The 22,492-nt window shown below is 38.3% G+C and carries 17 protein-coding genes and 1 tRNA gene; 8 read left to right on the forward strand and 10 right to left on the reverse strand.

Annotated elements, in window-relative coordinates:
• Window positions 1–147 precede the first annotated feature (147 nt).
• The gene (gene purH, locus EGI26_RS09165) at window positions 148–1,662 is read right to left on the reverse strand and encodes a bifunctional phosphoribosylaminoimidazolecarboxamide formyltransferase/IMP cyclohydrolase (RefSeq protein ID WP_255077833.1); all 1,515 of its coding nucleotides are present in this window, start codon (window positions 1,660–1,662) and stop codon (window positions 148–150) included.
• Between the two features lie 232 nt (window positions 1,663–1,894).
• Between purH and EGI26_RS09170 the strand changes: the two genes are divergently transcribed.
• Together EGI26_RS09170 and EGI26_RS09175 are read left to right on the forward strand one after the other, a co-directional pair.
• Window positions 1,895–3,571, forward strand: coding sequence for an amino acid permease (locus EGI26_RS09170; RefSeq protein WP_255077834.1), 1,677 nt, complete (start codon window positions 1,895–1,897; stop codon window positions 3,569–3,571).
• A 6-nt stretch (window positions 3,572–3,577) separates the two neighbouring features.
• A complete protein-coding gene (locus EGI26_RS09175; RefSeq protein WP_255077835.1) occupies window positions 3,578–4,480 on the forward strand; it encodes an SMP-30/gluconolactonase/LRE family protein in 903 nt (300 codons plus the stop codon).
• 8 nt (window positions 4,481–4,488) lie between these two features.
• On the opposite strand, the gene EGI26_RS09180 is transcribed toward EGI26_RS09175, so the two are convergent.
• The 4 genes from EGI26_RS09180 to EGI26_RS09195 form a co-directional block, all read right to left on the reverse strand.
• Window positions 4,489–5,277: a hypothetical protein gene (locus EGI26_RS09180; protein WP_255077836.1), complete on the reverse strand. Its 789-nt coding sequence runs from the start codon at window positions 5,275–5,277 to the stop codon at window positions 4,489–4,491.
• A gap of 82 nt (window positions 5,278–5,359) precedes the next feature.
• Window positions 5,360–5,869 (reverse strand): phosphoheptose isomerase, encoded by a 510-nt coding sequence (locus EGI26_RS09185; RefSeq protein ID WP_255077837.1) that lies wholly within the window; start codon window positions 5,867–5,869, stop codon window positions 5,360–5,362.
• Window positions 5,870–6,046: 177 nt separating this feature from the next.
• Complete coding sequence (gene era / locus EGI26_RS09190) at window positions 6,047–6,934, reverse strand: GTPase Era (RefSeq protein WP_255077838.1); 888 nt, start codon at window positions 6,932–6,934, stop codon at window positions 6,047–6,049.
• Window positions 6,931–8,847 (reverse strand): LTA synthase family protein, encoded by a 1,917-nt coding sequence (locus EGI26_RS09195; RefSeq protein WP_255077839.1) that lies wholly within the window; start codon window positions 8,845–8,847, stop codon window positions 6,931–6,933. The genes era and EGI26_RS09195 overlap by 4 nt, the downstream gene beginning before the upstream one ends.
• 80 nt (window positions 8,848–8,927) lie before the next feature.
• On the opposite strand from EGI26_RS09195, the gene EGI26_RS09200 reads away from it, so the two are divergent.
• The 3 genes from EGI26_RS09200 (at window position 8,928) to EGI26_RS09210 (ending at window position 11,549) form a co-directional block, all read left to right on the forward strand.
• Window positions 8,928–9,000: transfer RNA gene (locus EGI26_RS09200), tRNA-Met, on the forward strand.
• Window positions 9,001–9,245: 245 nt separating this feature from the next.
• Complete coding sequence (locus EGI26_RS09205) at window positions 9,246–10,199, forward strand: alkaline phosphatase family protein (protein ID WP_255077840.1); 954 nt, start codon at window positions 9,246–9,248, stop codon at window positions 10,197–10,199.
• Between the two features lie 87 nt (window positions 10,200–10,286).
• The gene (locus EGI26_RS09210; protein ID WP_255077841.1) at window positions 10,287–11,549 is read left to right on the forward strand and encodes a sorbosone dehydrogenase family protein; all 1,263 of its coding nucleotides are present in this window, start codon (window positions 10,287–10,289) and stop codon (window positions 11,547–11,549) included.
• 52 nt (window positions 11,550–11,601) lie between these two features.
• On the opposite strand, the gene EGI26_RS09215 is transcribed toward EGI26_RS09210, so the two are convergent.
• Entirely contained in the window at window positions 11,602–12,066 is a 465-nt protein-coding gene (locus EGI26_RS09215) for a lipocalin family protein (protein ID WP_255077842.1), read from the reverse strand.
• Window positions 12,067–12,290: 224 nt separating this feature from the next.
• Between EGI26_RS09215 and EGI26_RS09220 the strand changes: the two genes are divergently transcribed.
• Window positions 12,291–12,872, forward strand: a complete 582-nt coding sequence (locus tag EGI26_RS09220) for a TIGR00730 family Rossman fold protein (RefSeq protein ID WP_255077843.1) — start codon at window positions 12,291–12,293, stop codon at window positions 12,870–12,872.
• Between the two features lie 73 nt (window positions 12,873–12,945).
• On the opposite strand, the gene EGI26_RS09225 is transcribed toward EGI26_RS09220, so the two are convergent.
• The 3 genes from EGI26_RS09225 to EGI26_RS09235 are packed head-to-tail and all read right to left on the reverse strand — an operon-like array spanning window position 12,946 to window position 17,470.
• Entirely contained in the window at window positions 12,946–13,416 is a 471-nt protein-coding gene (locus EGI26_RS09225; RefSeq protein WP_255077844.1) for an FKBP-type peptidyl-prolyl cis-trans isomerase, read from the reverse strand.
• 13 nt (window positions 13,417–13,429) lie between these two features.
• Complete coding sequence (locus tag EGI26_RS09230; RefSeq protein ID WP_255077845.1) at window positions 13,430–16,588, reverse strand: PVC-type heme-binding CxxCH protein; 3,159 nt, start codon at window positions 16,586–16,588, stop codon at window positions 13,430–13,432.
• A 27-nt stretch (window positions 16,589–16,615) separates the two neighbouring features.
• Window positions 16,616–17,470, reverse strand: a complete 855-nt coding sequence (locus EGI26_RS09235) for a ThuA domain-containing protein (RefSeq protein WP_255077846.1) — start codon at window positions 17,468–17,470, stop codon at window positions 16,616–16,618.
• Window positions 17,471–17,770: 300 nt separating this feature from the next.
• On the opposite strand from EGI26_RS09235, the gene EGI26_RS09240 reads away from it, so the two are divergent.
• Window positions 17,771–20,254: a DNA translocase FtsK gene (locus EGI26_RS09240; protein WP_255077847.1), complete on the forward strand. Its 2,484-nt coding sequence runs from the start codon at window positions 17,771–17,773 to the stop codon at window positions 20,252–20,254.
• A 70-nt stretch (window positions 20,255–20,324) separates the two neighbouring features.
• Window positions 20,325–20,966, forward strand: a complete 642-nt coding sequence (locus EGI26_RS09245; RefSeq protein ID WP_255077848.1) for an outer membrane lipoprotein carrier protein LolA — start codon at window positions 20,325–20,327, stop codon at window positions 20,964–20,966.
• Here the strand turns inward: EGI26_RS09245 and EGI26_RS09250 are convergent, their stop codons facing one another.
• Complete coding sequence (locus EGI26_RS09250; RefSeq protein WP_255077849.1) at window positions 20,967–22,481, reverse strand: trehalase family glycosidase; 1,515 nt, start codon at window positions 22,479–22,481, stop codon at window positions 20,967–20,969.
• Window positions 22,482–22,492: the final 11 nt, after the last annotated feature.

Here is a 22,492-nt window from a genome sequence, read left to right on the forward strand (position 1 = left end):
TGATTGAATTTCTGTCATTTCTCCTCTATACATTTCAAAAATCTTTTTTTGGGGTCAAACAAAAAAACAGAAACTCAACAATTGAATTTCTGCTTTTTTAATTACTCTATGCCTTTCAGGTCGGACCTGCGGTCTGACCGTCCTTTTTTAATGTAAGAAATGTCTAACGCCAGTCATTACCATTGCTATGCCGTTTTCATTACAATAGTCGATTGACAATTGGTCTTTTATTGAACCTCCTGGCTGAACCACTGCTGTTACTCCTACATTTCCGGCTATTTCTACACAGTCTGGAAACGGGAAAAATGCTTCAGAGGCCATCACAGAACCGTTTAAATCAAAACCAAATTCTTTTGCTTTGTCTATCGCTTGTTTGAGTGCGTCTACTCTCGATGTTTGGCCAACGCCGCTGGCAAGTAATTGTCCGTCTTTCGCCAAAACCACATTGTTAGATTTCAAATGCTTGCATATTTTCAAAGCAAATTCTAAAGCTTTGTTTTGGTCATCAGTTGGAACCGTATTCGTTACAACTTTAAAATCAGCCGTTTTTTCTGTCGAAAGGTCTTTATCCTGCTCCAAAACCCCATTCAGAAGCGTTCTAAACTGTTTTTTTGAAGTTTTTACTTCTTTTCTGATTAACAATCTGCGGTCTTTTTTCTTTTTCAAAATCTCTAAAGCATCAGCATCAAATGAAGGTGCAATCAAAATTTCAAAGAAAAGTTTGTGTAACTCCGCCGCCGTGGCTAAATCTACGTTTCCGTTGGTGATGATAACTCCACCAAAGGCAGAAACTGGGTCGCAAGAAAGTGCATTCAGATACGCCTGATGCGAAGTGGCGGCGGTCGCTACTCCACAAGCATTGTTATGTTTTACAATTACGTAAGTCAAATCTTCAAATTCTTCAATCAAACGCACACAAGCGTCCACGTCCATAAGATTATTGTACGAAAGTTCTTTTCCGTGCAATTGGGTAAACATCTCATTTAGATTTCCATAGAAACTAGCGGATTGATGCGGATTTTCTCCATATCGTAATGGCGTTTGTTCCGATGCTCTGAAATTTCCGCCGTCTTCGATACCAGCAAAATAGGCATGAATGGCTGAATCATAATGTGAGCTGGTTCCGAAAGCCAATTTTGCATATTTTTTTCTATCATCGAAATCAGTTCCACAGTTTTTGGCAGAAAGAATTTCAAAAACATCGTCATATTGAGTTCTTGAGGAGACAATCAAAACATCTTGGAAATTTTTGGCAGCACCTCTGATTAAGGCAATTCCACCAATATCAATTTTCTCAATGATATCATCTTCTGAAGCTCCCGAGGCTACAGTTTCTTCGAAAGGATAAAGGTCAACAATAACTAAATCAATAGCAGGAATTTCGAGTTCAGCAGCAGTTTTCACATCGTCCTGATTGTCTCTTCTATGCAAAATACCTCCAAATACTTTCGGGTGTAGCGTTTTTACTCTTCCTCCAAAAATAGATGGATAAGAAGTTAGATCTTCAACCGCAATCACGGGAATTCCCATTTCTTCAATGAAGCTTTGAGTACCGCCAGTTGAATATATTTTTACATCGTTTTCATGTAAAAGTTTAACGATTTTGTCTAATCCATCTTTATAAAACACCGAAATGAGTGCCGACTCAATTTTCTTTGACATATTGATTTTTTGAAATTTTGTGCAAAAGTACGGCTTTTTAAATTAATCGACTAACGTAGTGCGATTTTTCAAGATGCATGAATACCATTAAGCGATTTGGAAAATCGCACCACGCGTAATAAAATATTGTTTAAATTAGCATAGCGGCATTTTTTTAATAATTTTACAAGAATTCTTTTTCTAGAAAAACCCCTAAGTTTTAGAAAATCAACAAAAAAATAACCTATAAACTATGTTAAAATCACTTTTTCGTAGAAAAAACATTGATCAAGCCATCAAAGATGTCAATTCTGTGGAACATGGTAGCGGCCTTGCCAAAGTACTTGGCGTCAGAGACTTAACCATGTTCGGAATAGCGGCCATCATAGGTGCTGGTATTTTCAGTACCATCGGTCGAGCAAGCTTCAATGGTGGTCCCGCAGTTTCTCTTTTGTTCGTTTTTACCGCAATTGCCTGTGTTTTTACCGCTTTGAGTTATGCTCAATTTGCATCCACTGTACCCGTGAGCGGCAGTGCATATACTTATGCTTATGTGTCTTTTGGCGAACTTTTCGCTTGGATTATTGGCTGGGCATTGGTGCTTGAATATGCAGTTTCCAATATGGTAGTAGCCATTTCTTGGTCCGAATATTTTGTCAGTATGTTGGAAAATATTTTCCGAGTCCATTTTCCTAGATGGCTGGCTATAGATGCTGGTACAGCAAAATTGGCTTATCAAGATGTTCAAAATGCAACCGCAAACGGAACTTTAGGAGAAATAGCATCAAACATGAAGGCCTTGGCTCAAGCATACGTTGATGCTCCAACGATTGGTGGGATAAAAATCATATTTAATTTACCGGCGGGTGCCATAACTGCTCTCATTACCGCTCTGATTTACACAGGTATAAAAGAGTCTCGTAATGCCTCAAATATTTTAGTAGTAATAAAATTGGCGGTGATATTATTGGTAATAGTCGGTGGCGTTTTTTACATTGATACTGCCAACTGGAAGCCATTCGCTCCCAACGGTATGAAGGGTGTTATGATGAGTGTGGCTTCTGTATTTTTTGCTTTTATTGGCTTTGACTCCATATCTACAACCGCCGAGGAGTGTAAAGATCCGCAAAGAGATTTGCCCAAGGCCATGTTGATTACCTTGGCTATTTGTACAGTATTATACGTGGTTATCACCTTGGTGCTTACGGGTATGGTAAATTATAAAGAATTGGGTGTTAATGACCCATTGGCTTATGTTTTCGAAAAAGTAGATTTCAACTGGATGGCTGGGATTATCTCCGTGAGTGCTGTTGTGGCTATTACAAGTGCTTTACTTGCCTACCAAGTGGGACAACCCCGTATCTGGATGGTGATGAGTAGAGATGGCTTGCTTCCAAAGAAGTTTTCAAAAATTCACAAAAAATATAAGACTCCAAGTTTTGCAACCATCATTACAGGCCTTTTTGTAGGTATTCCATCGCTTTTTATGAATATGCAGTTTTTTATTGACCTCACGAGCGTAGGAACATTTTTTGCGTTTATATTGGTTTGCTGTGGTATACTTTACATGGATCACACAGGTCTTAGCAAAAACTCCAAATTCAAAGTGCCGTATGTGAATGGCAAATTCATAATTGGCATCGTATTTCTTGGCGGTTTGTACTGGACTCACTATTATACCGACGGAATATTTGCACATATTTCAGAAAAACCACTAATTGTTGTTTTTTGGTTGGCTTGGCTTACCATATCTGTTTTGGCCTTGAAATACAAATTTTCGCTTCTGCCAGTAATGGGAATTCTTACTAATTTGTACCTCATGACCGAGCTCGGCTGGTCAAACTGGCGAATGTTCCTGATTTGGGTTGTAATTGGAATCGCCATATATTTTCTTTACGGCTATAAAAACAGTAAATTGAACAAAGCTTAATTTTTCATGAAAAAAATCAAATTTAAGTTCTTAATTCTTTTCTCGTTAATAAGTTTGGGTGGTTTTGCCCAAGATTTTGACACCTTGAGTTTTGTTAAAAAAGGAGCAAAACTTGTAAAGATTTCGAGCCAATTTAAGTTTACAGAAGGCCCAGCCGCTGACAAAAAAGGAAATGTGTTTTTTACTGACCAACCCAACAATAAAATCTGGAAATACGATACCAAAGGACAATTGAGCGTATTTTTGGAAAATGCTGGAAGATCAAATGGCTTATATTTTGACAAAAAAGGGAATATTCTTTCATGTGCAGACGAGAAAAACCAACTGTGGTCTATTGATAAAAAGGGAAATCATACAGTTTTGTTAGATAATTACGAGGGAAAACTCCTCAACGGCCCAAATGACCTTTGGCAAGACAATAAAGATGGAATCTATTTTACAGATCCATTTTACCCAAGAGATTATTGGACCAGAAAAACGCAGGAAATTGACAAAAAGCGTGTTTACTACCTGCCAAAAGGAGCCAAAGTACCTCTAATTATGGATGAAGATTTTAAACAACCGAATGGGATAGTGGGCACAGCAGATGGCAAAAACCTTTTTGTGGCTGATATTGGTGCCAGCAAAACCTACAAATACGACATAGATGAAAACGGGAAATTAACAAACCGTCAATTATTTGCCAAAATGGGCTCTGATGGAATGACACTGGACAACGAAGGAAACCTCTATTTGACAGGAAGAGGTGTAACCGTTTTTGACAAAAACGGCAAACAAATAGCTAAAATCCCTGTGCCATCTGGCTGGACGGCCAATATTTGTTTTGGTGGTAAAAACCGTAAGCTATTGTTTATCACCGCCTCGGAGTCTGTTTACACTTTGGATATGAATGTGAAAGGGGTGAATTGAGATGAAGCTTAACGTGGTCTTATGACTGCATTCGCAGGTTTTAGGCTATTTGACCTCCGTTTATCATTGTATAATTGAATGGCGTTTTTCATGGCTTTGCGGCCTTTCCAGACTTTCAATTCTTGCACAAAATTGTAAATACTAAGTCCAAAACTCACCCCACCTTGTAATTCTGGGCTTACATAAACCAACGGTATACTTGCTAATCTAGCGGCTGATCCTATCCAAAAATTCCTTCTGTGGGTTTTAACATCATAAAGGCCATCTGAGAATATAAAATGACTTTGTTTGTCATACTTCCACATGACCTCTTCCATCTTTTTAGCCTTAACACGCTGACCATTAACCTTATATACGTAGTAAAAAAACCTATATCCTCGCTTCAAAATTGGAGCAGGAGGCAAAGTATCAATTTTTATTTCTGGAAATAAAATATTTTGTTTAGTTGCTAAGACATCCTTTGAAAGGACATCCTTAGTAGCCTTTTGATTGCTAAAAGTCCCCAAATTCTGATTTTTCAGAGCTGACAATAAAGCTAAATTTTCATATTCCTGATCTATAATATATTCCTTACCAGTTCTCCATATTATTTTATGAAGAGAGGATTTTGAAATTTCAAATGTTTCAGATGCCTGAGTGTTTGTTTTGACATAAAAAACCTTTAGGGCTTCAATATTTTTCACAAAAACACTTAAAGTATCCCCTTTTTTAGTGAGAATCCTGTCTTGAGAAAAAGAAGATGAAAAGATAAAACAACTGATTGTGGAATAAATAATGCTCTTAAAAAAAGAATTCATTTAAATGTGGTTTCAAGAATTTGTAGCAAAAAAAAGACCAAAACTCTTTACAGTTATGGTCTAATGTTTAAAAAATCTTTTCTCACCTCCCAAAATCGTCCTGCACTCTAACGATATCATCTTCATTAGAAGGGTTTTCTTTGTCGGTATGTTGCCAAATTTCGGCTACCACTCCCCAGCCATCTGCTCCCAAAAGTCTGTGTCTTTCTCCACATTTGAGGTTTATAACTTGACCAATTTGTAGTGGTTGAGGTATGGTTTCTTTGTCGGTATCTGATATTACTACGCCTGCAACTCCACCTATCAGTTTCCATATTTCGGCTCTACGGTGATGATATTGCCATGAAAGTCGCATCTGCGGAGCAACAACCAGAATCTTGGGACTAAGTTTTTCAAATCCAGCAAAATCGGCCAAACTCAAATGAGCAAAAAATCTTTTTATGAATGCCGGAGCTTGTGATTCATCTATCACAAAAAAGCCTCCCCATGGGCGATTTTGGTCTTTCGAAATAACAGAGAATCCTTCGTTTGTTATAAACTCTGCAATAGATTCAAAAACAAGTTCTTTTGTGTTGCTCTTTTCTAATTTCATTTTTTATGAATTGGTTAAAAAACTCTTTTTTTGGTTTATCTTTTCCTTGCCATAATTTGTGTCCCTTTATCTGAAGTTTGTGCCCACACAAACTTTCTACCTTTTGCCACACATTGCTCTGGTTATCATCTCAAACTACTTTCAGGTCCGACCTTTGGGTCTGACCGTAGCAATAAATTAATATCCAAATCTCTCCAATTTGTTTTTTTGCTGCCGCCAATCTGGCTCCACTTTTATGTATTGTTCCAAGAACACTTTTTTTCCGAAAAACTGTTCCATTTCTTTTCTAGCCTCAGTGCCCACAACCTTTATTCGCTCTCCCTTATGCCCCAACAAAATCGCTCTTTGAGTAGCTCTTTCCACATAAATTTCGCTAGAAACCTTTATGATGTCGTCAGTTTCTTTGAAGGCCGTAATCACGACCTCACAACTGTAAGGGACTTCTTTTTTATAGTTCAAGAATATTTTTTCTCGGATGATTTCGGCCGCAAAAAACCTTTCTGGCTTGTCAGTTAATTCCTCTTTCGGGAAATATGGCGGATGCACAGGCATCAAATTGATGATATTTTCCAGAAGGCCATCAATTCCTACTTTTTGCAGTGCCGAAATAGAAAGGATCAAACTTGGATTCAAAACCGCCTTCCAGTGATCTATCTTTTCTTGTACTATTTCTGGGGTTGATAAATCTATCTTGTTGATAATTAGGATTATTGGACTCTGACATTTCTGTAATTTCTGAATTACGTCTTCCTCGTCGTATTTTTCATAAATATCGGTCACAAAAAGTATCACGTCACCGTCTTCAATAGAGCCATGCACAAATTCCATCATGGCATTGTGCAGCTCGTAAAGGGGCTTTATGATACCCGGCGTGTCGCTATAGACCAACTGAAAGTCAAAATCTGCGGTTTCGCCATTAACAATGCCCATTATTCTGTGGCGAGTAGTCTGAGCCTTGGAGGTGATGATAGACAATTTCTCGCCCACTAGCTGATTCATCAAGGTAGATTTTCCTACATTTGGCTTGCCAACAATACTAATAAATCCCGCCTTGTGTTCTTTCATTCTACTGTTAATCTGTTTTCTATCAATCTGTTTTGATATTGTTGGAGAAATCCTTTCGCCTGCAATTGCATTTCCACTAATTTTTGGGGCTCTTTCTTCGATAAATTGTTTTTCAGCAATGCCTCATTTGCAAAATTAAATAATCCCTGCGGTTTTTCGCCGTCAAAGAGCATAACATATTTTCCAGAGTGCCATTGGTAATTTTCAAAGTAGTTAATCGCATAATCTTTGTACTGATTTGAAAATACATTTTTGCCAAAAGCCAAAAACGGTTTTTCGAATTTCAACAAGGCCATTAAACTTGGAAATATATCTATCTGTTGAATCATTTTTGCAGTTTTTGTAGGCTCTATTTTTTCCGGAAAGTAAAAGAAAATTGGTACTCTAAACCTACCAAGGTTATTGCTAAAGGCTGGTAAAGTTGCGTGCGAACTCGTATGATCTGCCGTGATAACAAAAACGGTATTTCGGAACCAAGGTTTATTTTTTATGGATTCAAAAAACCGTTTTAAGGCAAAATCTGTATAGCTGAGGGTTTCATAAATCGGATGTGGGCCTTTTTTAAATTTGCCTTTTAGATGACTTGGAATTTTGAATGGATCATGTGAGGAAAGCGTAAAAACAGTACTGAAAAAAGGCTGGTGAAACTGGTCAAGTTTTTTGCCAAAAAACTGCAAAAAAGGCTCGTCCCAAATACCCCAAATACCGTCCGAATCTGCTTCATTGGCGTATTCGGTTTTACCAAAATAATGGTCGATACCTGCCAAATTGGCAAAAGACTGAAAGCCCATAGAGCCATTTGGGGCTCCATGAAAAAACGAAGTATGGTATCCCTTGGTTTTCAGAATGCTTGGTAAGCTATTCAACTTGTTGGTCGAAAATGGAGAAAGCACAAAAGGTTGCTTAAAGCTTGGTAGGCTGCACCAAATAGCCGGAAGAGCCTCAATAGACTTCTTCCCGTTGGCAAAACTATACTCAGAATAGAATGACTTTTGCCTCAAAGAGTCCAAAAAAGGAGTGAACCCACCAGTTGTTTTGTCTTTATTTACAACTCCTGAAGCCTCTTCGCTGTAACTTTCAATAATAATAATCACAACATTGTAAGGCCTGAAAGTATTACTTGAATCGGCCAAATGAATAGGGTTGAATGCTTTTTCAAGCTCAATATCATTTTGAAAAAACGTTAGCTTCTTAATTTTACTGCCGCCCAAGGTCTTGAAAATCGTAAAAGGCGTATTAAAAACCAATGCCGTATGATGCGGCTGTTCTACATACTCTCCGGCATGATTGAGCCCCAGAGGCCTTGTGGAATGATACAAGTCACCTCCACGTAAGCCCGCCACAATAAAAAAGACCGAAATAATAGCAAAGTCAAACTGTGTGTGTTTGTTTTTAAAAGTCCTTGACGGTTTTATATATTTGATAATCAACCAAATACTAACCAAAAAAAATACCCAAACTACCCAAACAGACCAATAGCGTATAAAAAAGCTAAGCAAAAGACTACTCAGATTATTTATATCCTGAAGCTCTACCAAACTGGAAAATATAGACCGCCTGAGATTAAATTGATAATAAACCCCATCGATACAATTGGCCAAAAGACCGATGGCGTTGGTTATAAAAAACAAAACGTCTGTGAAAACTATGAACTTCTTACCCTGCAGGTGATTTCCGGGGAATATATAAATTAAAACAAAAGGTAGATTAAGATAAAGGACGCTAACGGTATCGAACCTTATGCCGCCCTGAAAAATCCTTTTGAACTCATGAAAACCGATATTGTCAAAGAAAGCGAGATTGGAAAAATAAAAATGTAAGCGAGACAAGGAAAACAAAAACAAAACAGCCAAAATTCTTAGAATCAAGGTTAATGATGAGAGTTTTGCTAATTTTTTAATTGAATTGAACATTCTGATGGCGATGTAAATACAATATTTTTACAAATATACTTGATAATAGAAAAATTTGTCTTACCTTTGCAGTCCAATATCGCGGGATGGAGCAGTTGGCAGCTCGTCGGGCTCATAACCCGAAGGTCACAGGTTCGAGTCCTGTTCCCGCTACTAAGGAGGTCAATCGACCTCCTTTTTTTATTTATTGCCTTTTAGGGATATGATCCGAAGGGCAATGGGGCGAGGCGGACGGCTAGTCTCCTGTTCCCGCTACTAAGGAGGTCAAAGGACCTCATTTTTTTATTCAATCAAGTCCGAAATCAATTTCCCGACCTGTTATTTTTATATTAAATGTTTTTGGTTTTAGGTTTTTGTCTTTTTTTTAATTTTAATTTGACAAAACTTTTAATTCCAAAATGAAAACAGGAATCTCTTTATTTATATTCAATCTTTTCTTTTTAACACTTTCTTTCGCCCAACAAAAAAAGGTATTGGTAATATTGGTTGATGGCATTCCTTACGATGTTATTACCAAAGTAAATACGCCTCATTTAGATAAACTTACATCCAAAGGTGGTTTTGGTAAAGCATATGTTGGTGGCGAAAAAGGTGGAAAAACTGAATCGCCGACCATATCAGCCGTTGGTTATAATTCCATGCTGACCGGCACTTGGGCCAATAAACACAATGTGTGGGGAAACGGTATAGAAGCTCCGAATTATAACTATCCTACTTTTTTCAAAGTTGCAAAAGAAGCAAATCCAAACTTTAAGCTAGGGGTTTTCTCTACTTGGCTCGACAACCGCACCAAGCTTTTGGGCGAAGGGCTTACAGCCACTAACAACTTGAAGATAGACAATAAATATGACGGTTATGAATTGGACACAGTGGCATTCCCACACGATAAAAATAAGATTTACATCAAAAATATTGACAAACTAGTAACCGAAAAAGCTGCAGAAACTATAAAATCAAAGGGCCCTGATGTATCGTGGTTATATTTGGAATTTACCGATGACATGGGCCATAGACATGGTGACAGTAAAACTTTCTACGAATCTGTTGAACACGCAGACCAATTGATTGGTCAAGTATATGAGGCAGTAAGTCTTAGAGAGAAGAAATTCAAAGAAGACTGGCTAGTGATAGTAACTACCGACCATGGTCGTGACGCACAAACTGGCAAAAATCACGGTGGACAATCAGACAGAGAACGTGAAACATGGATAGCGATTAATAAAAAACCGAAGACTCAGAGATTTAGAAATGGCTTGGCCGTGGTTGATATTTTTCCATCAGTTTGTAAATTTTTAAACATTGAAATCCCGAAATCTGTAAAAGAAAACTTGGAGGGCGTTTCATTTTTTTAAAGACTAAAGTCCGTTTTGGAAGAATTATGTGTGGGTTTTACAAAAAATCCATTTACATTTATAAAACATTTATTCTTCCTTAAAAACATGAAAAAAACTTTGATTTTGGCAACTTTGGCCACGTTTGTTATTATCTCTTTCAAGCCTTCTGAAATAACCAGAAAGAAAACACCATCTGATGTTCCGAAAAGTGAAATTACAGTTCCTGCCGGCTTTAAGGCTACCATCCTCGGAACAGAATTGGGTCCTACTCGCCATTTAACGGTTTCTAAGAATGGTGTAATCTACGCAAAACTTTCTAAACTGAAGGATGGAAAAGGAATAGTAGTACTCAGGGATGACAATAAAGATGGCAAAATAGAAAAGACCGAAATGTTCGGAAATTATCCTGGAACCGGAATTACGATAAAAAATGGCTACTTGTACACCTCCTCCAATACTGGTGTTATGAGATACAAACTCAATGAAAAAGAAGAAATTATTAATGTTGATGCCCCCGAAAAAATTGTTGAAGGATTGGTAGACAAAGGCCGAGACAACGCAAAACCATTCGTATTGGACAACGCCAACAATATTTACGTAACTGTAGGTTCCTACAATGACCCTTGTAGAGAAAAAGGCACAGGAAAGGGAATGATGCCTTGTACAATTCTGGATTCTGCCGGTGGAATTTGGAAATTCAATGCCTCCAAACTAAACCAGGCCTATTCAGATGGAAAACGATATGCCACTGGTGTAAAAAATGCTGTGGGCACTGCTTGGAATAACAAAACCAATACTTTGTTTGCCACAATTCATGGCCGCGGGCAGTTTCATGATTTCTATCCGCAATATTACACGCCAAAACAGAGCCAAGAGCTTCCCGCCGAAACGCTCTATGAGTTGAAAGAAGGGGACGACGCTGGCTGGCCGTATATATATTATGACCAATTTCAAAAGAAAAAAATAGTAGCCCCAGAATACGGAGGAGACGGTAAAATGACCGGAGGAGAGAAAGCAATAAACCCATTAATTGCATTTCCAGCACATTTAGGTCCAAATGATTTACTCTTTTATTCAGGAAAAATGTTTCCTGCCAAATACCGAAATGGAGCTTTTGTGGCTTTTCATGGCCAATCTCCCGAACTAAAAAAGGGCTATTTTGTAGCCTTTGTCCCTTTCTTAAATGGAAAACCGTCGGGTAAATGGGAGATTTTTGCAGATAATTTTGCTGGTACTGACTTGGTGAAGCCAACTGGTCCAATTCAACATCGTCCGTGCGGATTGGCACAAGGCCTAGACGGTGCTCTGTACGTGAGTGATGATCTTGGAGGCACAATCTTTAAAATAGTTTATAACAGCAGAAAATAAAAAAAATGGTGATTCGTCGTATAAACGAATCACCATTTTCTACATTACTCAGTTATTTTACCTTCGTAAATGTTACAGTTAGTGAAGTGGCTTCCCCCTGAAATACCTCGTCATAAGTCCAAGTAAATTTACCATCTGCAAAAACTACTTTACCCTTATATGGGGTGGCATCATTCTCTATAATATCTAGTGAGATATCGTCTGTTAGTGTAAAAGTCCCCGTTTTGGTAAACAAAAACAATGATACTCCATCTTCATCTACACACCCTGTTGGCTCGGATACAGAGTACTTTCCATCCTCGGTAAACGACATTGTAATATCTTTTGTACAAGCATAGACAGCATTGTACAAAGCCCAAAATTCTAAAGGACCTGATGAATCTTTGTAAACTGCACTTGTGATTTTCCAAGTGCCAACAATTTTTGAGTTTGGTCCAACATCCTCTTTTTTACAACCACCCAATCCAATGAGTAATACTGCTACCAAAACAAGAGACCGAAGTTTTAAGAATTTCATTTTTGTTAATTATGTTTAATAAATCCTAAGTATCAATAAAAGTACATAAAAAAACCATCTTTTTGCCTTCTAGAACAATTTCATAGGCTTAATTATCAATTGTTACCGATAAAAACTGAAATAAAGCAAATACAAAGCCAAATGATTAATTTGTACCTATTATTTATGTAAAAGAAGAAATAAATGTACTTTTGGACCACAAAAAGAATATTTTAGAGAATACGATGAATTCAATTTTGGTGTATTGTGGTGCCAACTCCGGCAACAAAGAAATTTATGAAGAAACGGCCAAAGACTTAGGTTTGGCTCTTAACAAAAGAAACATATCTCTTATCTACGGAGCTGGAAATGTGGGCCTTATGGGCGTAATATCGAGAACTGTAATGGAAAACGGGGGAAAAGCCATCGGCATCATACCGGATTTTTTGGTAAAGATGGAGGTCGCAAATCCAAATCTCACAGAGATGATAGTAGTAGAAACCATGCATCAAAGGAAAGCCAAAATGGAGGAAATATCAGATGGAATAATTACAATGCCTGGCGGATTTGGAAGTATGGACGAACTATTTGAGATACTGACTTGGGGGCAACTCGGTCTGCATCAAAAACCGGTTGGGATTTTGAACGTAAACGGATTCTATGACAATCTACTCAAACAAATGGATGTGATGGTGGACGAAGGCTTTTTGAAAAGAGAAAACAGGAACATGGTTATTGTAGATGAAACTATAGATGGCCTCTTGGATAAAATGGAAAGCTACGAGCCCAAATATGCCGAAAAATGGCTTAAGAAAGAGCAGCTTTAGTGCAATTTTCCTAAATTGCTTTCCAATCTTCTACAATCTAAAAAACAGTGTAGAACGATTTATGAAAATCGTTCTACCTTGCTGCTAAAACTTCAATTTCGAAAATTAAAGGCGAATTTGGCGGAATATCGCTACCTGCACCTGCAGCACCGTATCCTATAGACGAAGGGAAAATCAAGGTTCCTTTTTCTCCAACTTTCAGCTTAGCTATGCCTTCGTCAAATCCTGTAATTACCTGGCCTATCCCCAACACAAAGTTGAAAGACCCTGCATCAAACTGCTTATCATTGAGCAATCTTCCTGAATATTTTACTTTTACAGACTGACCTTGTTTTAAAGACATTCCATCTTTTGCTTCCTGATTAAGTATAAACCTCAAGCCACTGTTGGACTTAAAATCTATCTTCAAATCATTCTTTTTTATATAATTTTCTATCTGTACTTCTTCCGATTCTTTCATTTTTGTGTCTTTTACTTTTTTTGTGTTACAAGCCAATATCCCTGCCCACATACAGAGCAATGCAATTATTTTTAATTTATTCATCCACAAAACTACGTCATTTTTCCATTGGATGCATTTCCATAAGCTGTCTTGGGCTATAAAAATCTTTCTTTTTTGAACTGGCCGCCCTTACCTGCTTCACTTTTTCGGGTTGAACTGGTGAAGCTTGATTTCCAAATGAATTTCTGACATAAGTGGTCACTGCTGCCACCTCTTTGTCGTTCAACAAACCACCGTATGGAGTCATGGGCACTTGACCCGGAAATTTTTTGCCGTTTACCTCAATCTCTCCCATCAAACCATTCAGAACTATTTTTATGAGCCTTTCTTCACTTCCTTTCACCCAGTTTGTACCTGCCAATGGCGGAAAACCAGAAGCTGGAAGTCCTTTTCCATCTGGCTGGTGACAAGTACCACAGTAGCCTTCTTTGTTATAAATTTCTCTTCCTAGGTTAAACATTTCTAGGTCTTTGCCTTTTAAAACACTGGCAATCACGGCGGCCTTTTCTTTGACTACAGCTTTACCACTGAGATGTGCCACTGCTGTTTTGTGGGCATGAATCATCCACTCGTCTAATGGTTTCTTCTCGGCTACTGCTAGTATAGGTAAGCCTTTTGTTTTCCCAATCCACGAGGCGGCCACTATGGCATCCAATCTTACTCTACTGTTTTGATCCTGAGCAGCTTGTGACAATAAAAGAGCATGATCTGGCACTTGGTGCGTTGTAAATCTTAATACTTCTACCGCTGCTGCTCTTGCATGATAATCTTTTGCTTTTAGCATCTGTTTCAGTAATTTCTGATCTACTTTTCCAAGACCCCAAGTTACCCAAAGGGCTTCCAAAACATGGTGTTCATACTTCGGGTCATTTTTGTCTAAAGTGGCCACCCAAGCTGTCACTTTCAGTAACACTTCTTTGGGGCTTCTTCCTCTCAACTCTCTGCGAGTGCGGTATCTTGTACGGTATTCCGGCAGTTTAAGATTGTCCAGTAGAGTTTCAACACTTGCACCGTCTATTTTGGCTGGTGTAAGCATTGGTCTGGAAGGGTATGTGACTCTATAAACTCTTCCATGGACGTGGTCACGCAGTGGATCACGTGCATTGTGTTGCATGTGTCCAATGAGTATGTTGTGCCAGTCAATGACATAAAGGGAGCCGTCAGGAGCTATTTCCATATCTACAGGTCTGAAATTTCGATCTTCGCTCACAATCAAATCTTGACGGTGTTTGGTTTTGTAACCCGTTCCGTCATCCACAATACTATGTTGTTTTGTTCCTAAAAAACCAATCGTGTTGTTTATCAGCATGTCGCCTTGTACTTCGTCTGGAAAGTGTCTGCTCCAAAGAAATTCTAATCCTGAAGTCGGACGCACCATGTGATCTTTTTCTATCAACTGAAATCCTTTGTGTGTAGCTTCGCCATAACGAGGCAAAACCGTTCCAGGCATCATCCACCGCACGTCCGGACTAGAAGTTTCAGCAAAAAATGGCTGCCCCCAATGGTCAAAAGCTATTCCCCAAGGGTTAGGAATGGCGAGCTGAGCGGTTCTTTCTAGTTTCTTAAGTTGCGGACTATATCTGTAAAAACCGCCATTGGTAGCTCTAACCGTACCGTAAGAAGTTTCAACATTGGTATGTAGAAAAACACCTTCTCCAGTGTAAATAGCACCAGAAGGATCTGCACAAAATGCACTGCTGTTGTGGTGTGTGTCGTGGTCGTCAAAACCACTAAGCAGAATTTCTACTTTGTCAGATTTGTCGTCGCCATTGGTATCTGTAAATAACTTCAAGTTAGTTCCCTGAGAAACATATACACCCTCAGCAGCGATTTCAAAACCTAAAGGGAGGTGTAAACCTTCTACAAAAATTGTTTGCTTGTCGGCTTTACCGTCGTTGTTGGTGTCTTCCAAAATCAGAATTTTATCATTTGGCTTAGTATCACCAGGTTTATAATGCGGATAGCTGGGCATAGTAGCCACCCATAGACGTCCTTTTCCATCAAAGGACATCTGAACGGGGTTGGCCAAATCTGTGAATTCTTTCTCCGAGGCAAATAGCTCAATTTTATATCCAGCTGGCACTTTGAGTTTATCCAAAGCATCTTGACCGTATAAATATTCAAGACTACCATTTTTTTCTGGGTTAAAGTTGGTTTTTACGGGAGGTAAAGTCCTTGTTTTCTTATCTTCTGCCGCCACATCAAGTTTTTCGCCTTTTGAAGCCGCAAGCCAAATCGCTCTGTCTCTAATATCTGTCATCTCTCTGATTTTGGCTATTTCGTCGGGATAGTTATCGGGTCCAAATGGATTATATCTTCTTCCATAAGCGTGCACTCCGTTCGGTATTTTGTAGTCGTTGTGCCACATCCAGTTTTTTTCCATCACGGCGGTACGTACTAAATCACGGTTTGGCTCGACTTCAAAATCTACAATTCCAAAAATTGAATCAGAAAGTAAAAAGGCTAACTTTTTATAACCCTCTTCATTCAATTGCGAACCATCGATTGTGAGAGGCTCTAAAGAAGAATCATACCATTTTTTTGAGGGAGTAAAAGCATCAACAAACAAAACATCGTTAGCTTCACATACTTCCTTCATACCTAGTGTGTACATCCACAGATTGGCATTTTCCTTCACGCCATTCGGCAAATCAAACTTGGCTGATAAATCCTCAAAGGCAATTGGTGAAACAATAGCCAATTTTGAGGTTTCATTTCCATTATATTTTTGATTTTTGGTGTGTTTTATAAATGCTTCCAACTCGTTTTTAAAATTTTGTAATCCTGCCTTTCCTTGGAAAGACTCGCTGTAGCCAAAAAAGCCAATTATTACGTCTGTTTTCAAACGAGTAAGCCACTGGTCAGGAGTTTCAAAATGCCCTTCACTTTCAGAATTCTTAGCATATTCGGTCTGAAATTTCTCTGCCCCCGGAAAAGCCCAAGGTAAATTGCGACTTGCGTGTGGCCTAAAACCAGGCGTATCACCGCCATCGCACATATTTCTGATTATGAGATTTTTCTCTGGATTTCTTACATATAATTCTGTTTCAAAATGACCGTAATTCATCATTCTCGAACCCAAATTCCCACCCACCATCGAAATGTGTGCATCATTTTTTAATTCAATAGGATTTGGCTTAAACCAATGAAACGAATCAAAATTCGAAAAAGTAAAGACAAAAAAGAGGAGAATAAATTTTATGCTGAAGGCCATAATTTTTCAAGAATAATATTTTAGAAATTAATTTACCATGCCTCTGTAAGGCACATTGATATCTATTTTTCCTTTCCATTTCTTAGGTACCTTTTTCCCTAACTCCCAATGAATCGCATTAATGAGCAATCTCTGGAAAGCCTCAACCGAAAAATCCTCTGGATGACCAAGCGTAGTAGTGAAAACTTTGGCACCGAAAGAATTTGTTCCGACCCAAGCCACTGGATTGTCGATAGCTGCTTTGTCTGGATTAATTGATTTGCCCATCAAAAGCCACTCCGAACCTTTGGTTGGATAGTCTGGCAGCACCCTATATAGCCAAGAACTTACATGGAAGTTTGGTGGTACGCCTGTCAAAATTGGGTGTTTCTTTGCGTCTTGAATGACCGACACATCGGTGGTGCTATTGTGTCCATAATGCGTATGAGCGGCTTTCCCGCCCCATCCAGGAGGTGAATTAAGAGCAAACTCCCCAAAGGCATTCCATTTTTCAGATTCGTGTCCTTTCGGAAAATTAAAGGCATGCGTGGTGGTTCTGAAGCCCATAATTGGCTTTCCTGACTTTAGGTAATCTTCTATTAGAGCGAGCTGCTCGGGTACCAACTGCCTCCATCGTAAATAAAACACCGCCAAATCGGCCTCTTTTAAAATCTCTAAACCGGGAATATTTTTTTCCGAATTTTGATTTGGGTATGATTTTAAGACTTTCGCCCGAAATCCATAGTTTTTCTCTAGCTCGGCTGCTAAAATAGGTAATGTTTGCTCACCGCTGTACTCGTGGTCACCGCACACAAAAACTATCAAAGGCTTTTTCTGTGCGATAGCATCTTTTTGGAAAGTCAGGCATAAGGTTAGCCAAAAAAGAAGGATTAATTTCTGCATATTTGAGGGTTGAATATTGTCCAATAAACTTAGTCATTTCCTGTTAATAAAAAAAATTAATAATTGTCGGGCTGGACTTTAATTTTTTGAAAACCAAAATGCACAGCACCAAAAGCTACCTTTCTCTAGAGACTCCAGAATTCTGATTAATAATGAATTAGTAAGAGTTCTGTTGAAGGATTCAGAATTTAATCGTTAGTTTTAAACAAATTTTACCCAAAAAGAAAAAGAAGATTGTCGGATGTTCGTTTAAATTGTTTTAATTTTGTTGAACATTCGCTTTCCCATAAAAATACTACGATGTCCAATTCTTTTCGAGCTAAAAAGAAGGCCGCCAAGCCGTCTGAAAAGCGTCCGTCTTCCCCAATTCCGGGAAACATCATGCCTCAAAATGGCCAATTGCCATTTATAGCTGGGGTTTTCCTTATTTTGTTATCGGTCTTTTTATTGATAGCATTTGTTTCTTATGTCTTCACTGGCTCTGCCGACCAAGACGTGCTGCAAGAAAGCATGGAAAATGTGATATCCAAACTTGACAAAAAAACCAATAACACACTCGGATGGTTTGGAGCAAATATAGCCCATTGGTTTATTTATATCTGGTTTGGAATTTCAGCTTTTTTGCTCATTCCTATAATATTTTTCTCAGGTTTTCGTCTTGTATTTAAGGAGGATTTATTCCGCTTTAACCTGAACAGATACACCATTGGCTCGGTTTTCTACTTATTTTTCATATCTATTTTCTTTGGCTATTTTGTTTATGTCTTTGAAATAAAGACACTTACACTTACTGGTAACTTGGGCTACCATACCAATGAATTCCTTTTTGCCATGTTTGGCTATGGCGGCTTTCTGGTGATTCTGTTATCTTTATTCATTTGGCTGGTATTTTTTCATGGCTTTACCAAAATCGACGACTATGTTTTGAGTAGATATTTCCCAAAAAAGAGAAAGTTTACATTCGGAAATGACGTTGAAGAGGATTTTGAAGAAATTGAGGACGATGAAGTAGAAACAAAGCCAACTTCGCTAGCCGATAAGTTTTTTGATAAAATAAAACCGAATCAAAAGGCCGAATCAACAGTAAAAATTGATGAAAAAGAAGTGGTTTTTGAACCTTCTTCTTTAGCAAAAGAACCTTTTAAGGGTGGAAATATAGCGTTCACGGTAGAATCTCCAGAAGAAGAGAGACCTTCTGTTGAAGAAATAAAAGAAAGTATTTTGTCTAAAACGCAAATAGAAGAAGATTCTGACGAACTGTTGAAAGAATTTGGAGAATATGACCCAAAACTCGACCTTTCGAATTATCAGTACCCACCACTATCGCTTTTGATGGATTACGGCAACAATGGCCCAAAAGTTAGTAACGAAGAGCTTGAAGCCAACAAAAACAAGATTGTAGAAACTATCAACAATTTTGCTATCGGCATAGCATCAATAAAAGCCACTATCGGACCTACGGTGACGCTTTACGAGATTGTTCCCGAAGCGGGTGTGAGAATTTCGAAAATCAAAAACCTTGAGGACGACATTGCTCTGAACCTTGCGGCTTTGGGTATTCGTATCATAGCACCAATGCCTGGCAAAGGTACAATTGGTATAGAAGTACCGAACAAAAACCGAGAAATGGTGTCCATCAAATCGGTCTTGGCATCAGATAAATTTCAAAAGTCGGGTTATGAACTGCCTATAGTTTTAGGAAAAACGATTTCGAACGAAATTTTTATTGCTGACTTGGCAAAAATGCCTCACTTACTTATGGCCGGTGCCACGGGACAAGGAAAGTCTGTAGGTTTGAATGTCATTCTGACTTCATTACTTTACAAAAAACATCCATCTGAGGTCAAATTCATTCTTGTAGACCCCAAGAAAGTGGAGCTCACGCTTTTCAACAAAATAGAAAGGCATTTTTTGGCTATGTTGCCTAATGCCGAAGAAGCGATCATAACGGATACCAAAAAAGTAATAAACACACTTAATTCGCTCTGTATAGAGATGGACAACCGCTATAATCTCTTGAAAGATGCTGGGGTAAGAAACATAAAAGAATACAATGCGAAGTTTATCAAACGTCGTTTGAATCCTGAAAAAGGGCACAAGTTTTTACCGTATATTGTATTAGTCATTGACGAATTAGCCGATTTAATGATGACGGCTGGGAAAGAGGTCGAGCAACCAATTGCTCGTTTGGCACAGCTGGCAAGGGCTATAGGTATTCACTTGATTGTGGCTACGCAAAGACCTTCGGTCAACGTAATTACGGGTTTGATTAAAGCCAACTTCCCTGCAAGACTTTCTTTCAAAGTTACTGCCAAAGTAGACTCCAGAACCATTATGGACACAGGTGGTGCCGAGCAATTGGTAGGAAACGGAGACATGTTGCTTTCTACGGGTTCAGAGATCATTCGTATTCAATGTCCATTTGTGGATACGCCAGAAGTAGAAAGTATTTGTGAATATATTGGCGAACAAAGAGCATTTGAGTCGGCATATCTGCTGCCAGAATTCTATGGCGATGACGAGCCAGATACACTGGATTTTGACCCTAAAGAATTGGATGCTCTGTTTGATGATGCCGCCCGACTATTGGTTATTCATCAACAAGGAAGTACTTCGCTCATACAAAGAAAAATGAAACTGGGCTATAACCGTGCTGGGCGTATTATTGACCAACTCGAAGGTGCAGGTATAGTTGGGCCATTTGAAGGTAGCAAAGCCAGAGAAGTTTTGATTAAAGATTTGGAACATTTAGAAGAAATTTTACGAAATTTGCAGCGAAGCTAAAATGATTTGCGTAGGTTTAAATAAACTATTGGCTTCAGATTGCGTCTAACCTATAAACAAACCAATGATAATGAAAAAGGGATTCTTAATAATAACAGCACTGTTTTTTGGATGGAGTGCAGTGGCACAGGACAAAAAAGCCGAGGCTATATTAGATGCCATGAGTGCAAAATACAAAGCATTGAAAACCTTCAATGCTAACTTTACGTATGGTGTAGAGGGGGCTAACATGAAGCTCAGCAATGTTTTTACTGGTAATGTAACCGTAAAAGGGAATAAATTCAAACTAAAAACTGCTGGCCAAGAGATATTCAACAACGGCAAGGATATTTATACCTATGTAAAGGAAACCAACGAGGTGAATATTTCGGACTTCAATCCGAACGACGACAGTGATTTTTCTCCAACCAAAATATACAGCATCTACAAAAAAGGCTACAAGTACATTTTTAAAGAAGAGAAAAAAGAAGGAGCGGCATCTTATGAGGTAGTTGAGCTATCGCCAACATCGGGCAAGTCTAATGTAGCTAAAATACAAATATCTGTAAATAAGAACGATAAGAGCATTAAAACTTGGAAAGTTTGGGATAAGTCTGGCAAAAAAACGGTTTTTAGAATCGACAAGTTTGTACCAAACGTACCTGCAACTGATGCCCTTTTTACATTTGACAAAGCAAAATATCCAGGAGTAGAGGTCGTAGATTTGAGATAATCACTCTTTCAAAAGAATCAATAAAACACTTAAGCTCCCGTCAATTCTTTGTTGATGGGAGTTTTTTTGTGAGCTCATCGATTGATACACATTATAGCTCGGCTCAATCTTCCCGAATTTTGTAAAATATTCCTGATTGGTTTTTAACCATTTGTCCTTAATTTTTTGGGCTAATTCCGCTTTCCCGTGCTTTTTTAGAGCTTCAATAGCATAAAACTGAAACTCGGCGACTCCTAATTCTGAACCATTTAGCTCGTTTAATAAACCACCATTTTTGAGAAATTCTCTCTCTAATTTTTCTGCAACCTTATCTGCTTGTTTCTGATCCGCTAAACCGACCAAGAGTGGAAAAACACCTGCCAAGGTTGAAGATTCTCTCTGTTTTTGATTCACAAAATCATAATCATAATAAAAACCCATCCTTTCGTTCCAAAAATATTGGTTGAAAATAGCTTTTCGTTTTTGAGCCAACAAACCAAAGCTTTTGGCATAATCAGCCTTTCCTTTAGCCCCATAAACCTCGCTCAAAGTAGTTTCAATGAAATATAAGAGTGCATTCAAATCCACTGGTAAAATATCGGTAGTTTTGGCCAAACCAGAATTTGAAAGCCATCTTTTACCATCTGTCCATTCAGACTCCTGAGTTGCCCTTAGGTTTTTATAAAAATCACTTGAGGTATTTTCAGATTGTGACTGTTCCGCCAAAGAACCATTTTCAATATCCAAATACCTATTCAGTAGATTATTATTTGGCAAAAATGCTACCTTTTGATACGCCTTCTGACCCTTCTCTTTTGCTTCTTTTTGTTTAGAAACTTCTTCATTCGACTCTGAAGACATCCAGTATTGGTACTCACGCATAAGTTGTGTACTAAAAATATCCAATTGTTTGGGGTCCTTTTCGGCAAGCTTTTTTATCATCAAAGCAAACAAAGGCGGATTGCTCCTTGACATATAGTAAGTACGATTTCCTGCAGGTACGTGTCCAAAATCTTGGATAAATTGAGCATTATTTATGGCCTGATTGAGAGCCAATGTGTCTTGTTTTAGTGCCTGTAAAGCTCTTAGCGTCAAATAACTACGGAAATAATTTGATTCCTCAAATTTACTGCCACCCGCAAAATAACTTTTTCGGGTAGGAATCAGCGATCCGTTGTCGTCTTTGGGTTCTCTTTTCAGTGCCAATAGAGTGGTTTCGAGGTATTTCTCAAACGCCAAACTTGACTTTTCCTCACTTAGGGCATAATCCGGCAATTTGAAATTTTCGCTTACAAATTTCTTTAAATCAAACCCTACTGTTAACCTTTGCTCTTCAAATTTTATTAAAATGCTGTCAGATTTAAATTTTGGTATGGCATCTGCAAAAACTTTGGAATCATCAAAGATTTTCTGATTTTGCACCTCTTCAAAAAGTTCTCCCCATTTCTTCTCAGGTGACTGATACTCTTTTTTAGTAACAGTTTCACCACAAGAAATAAGTAAAAAAACGAATCCCAAGTACAACAAAATTCTCATTTTGAACCATT

Source organism: Lacihabitans sp. CCS-44 (genome assembly GCF_024343735.1).
Classification (GTDB): domain Bacteria; phylum Bacteroidota; class Bacteroidia; order Cytophagales; family Spirosomataceae; genus Leadbetterella.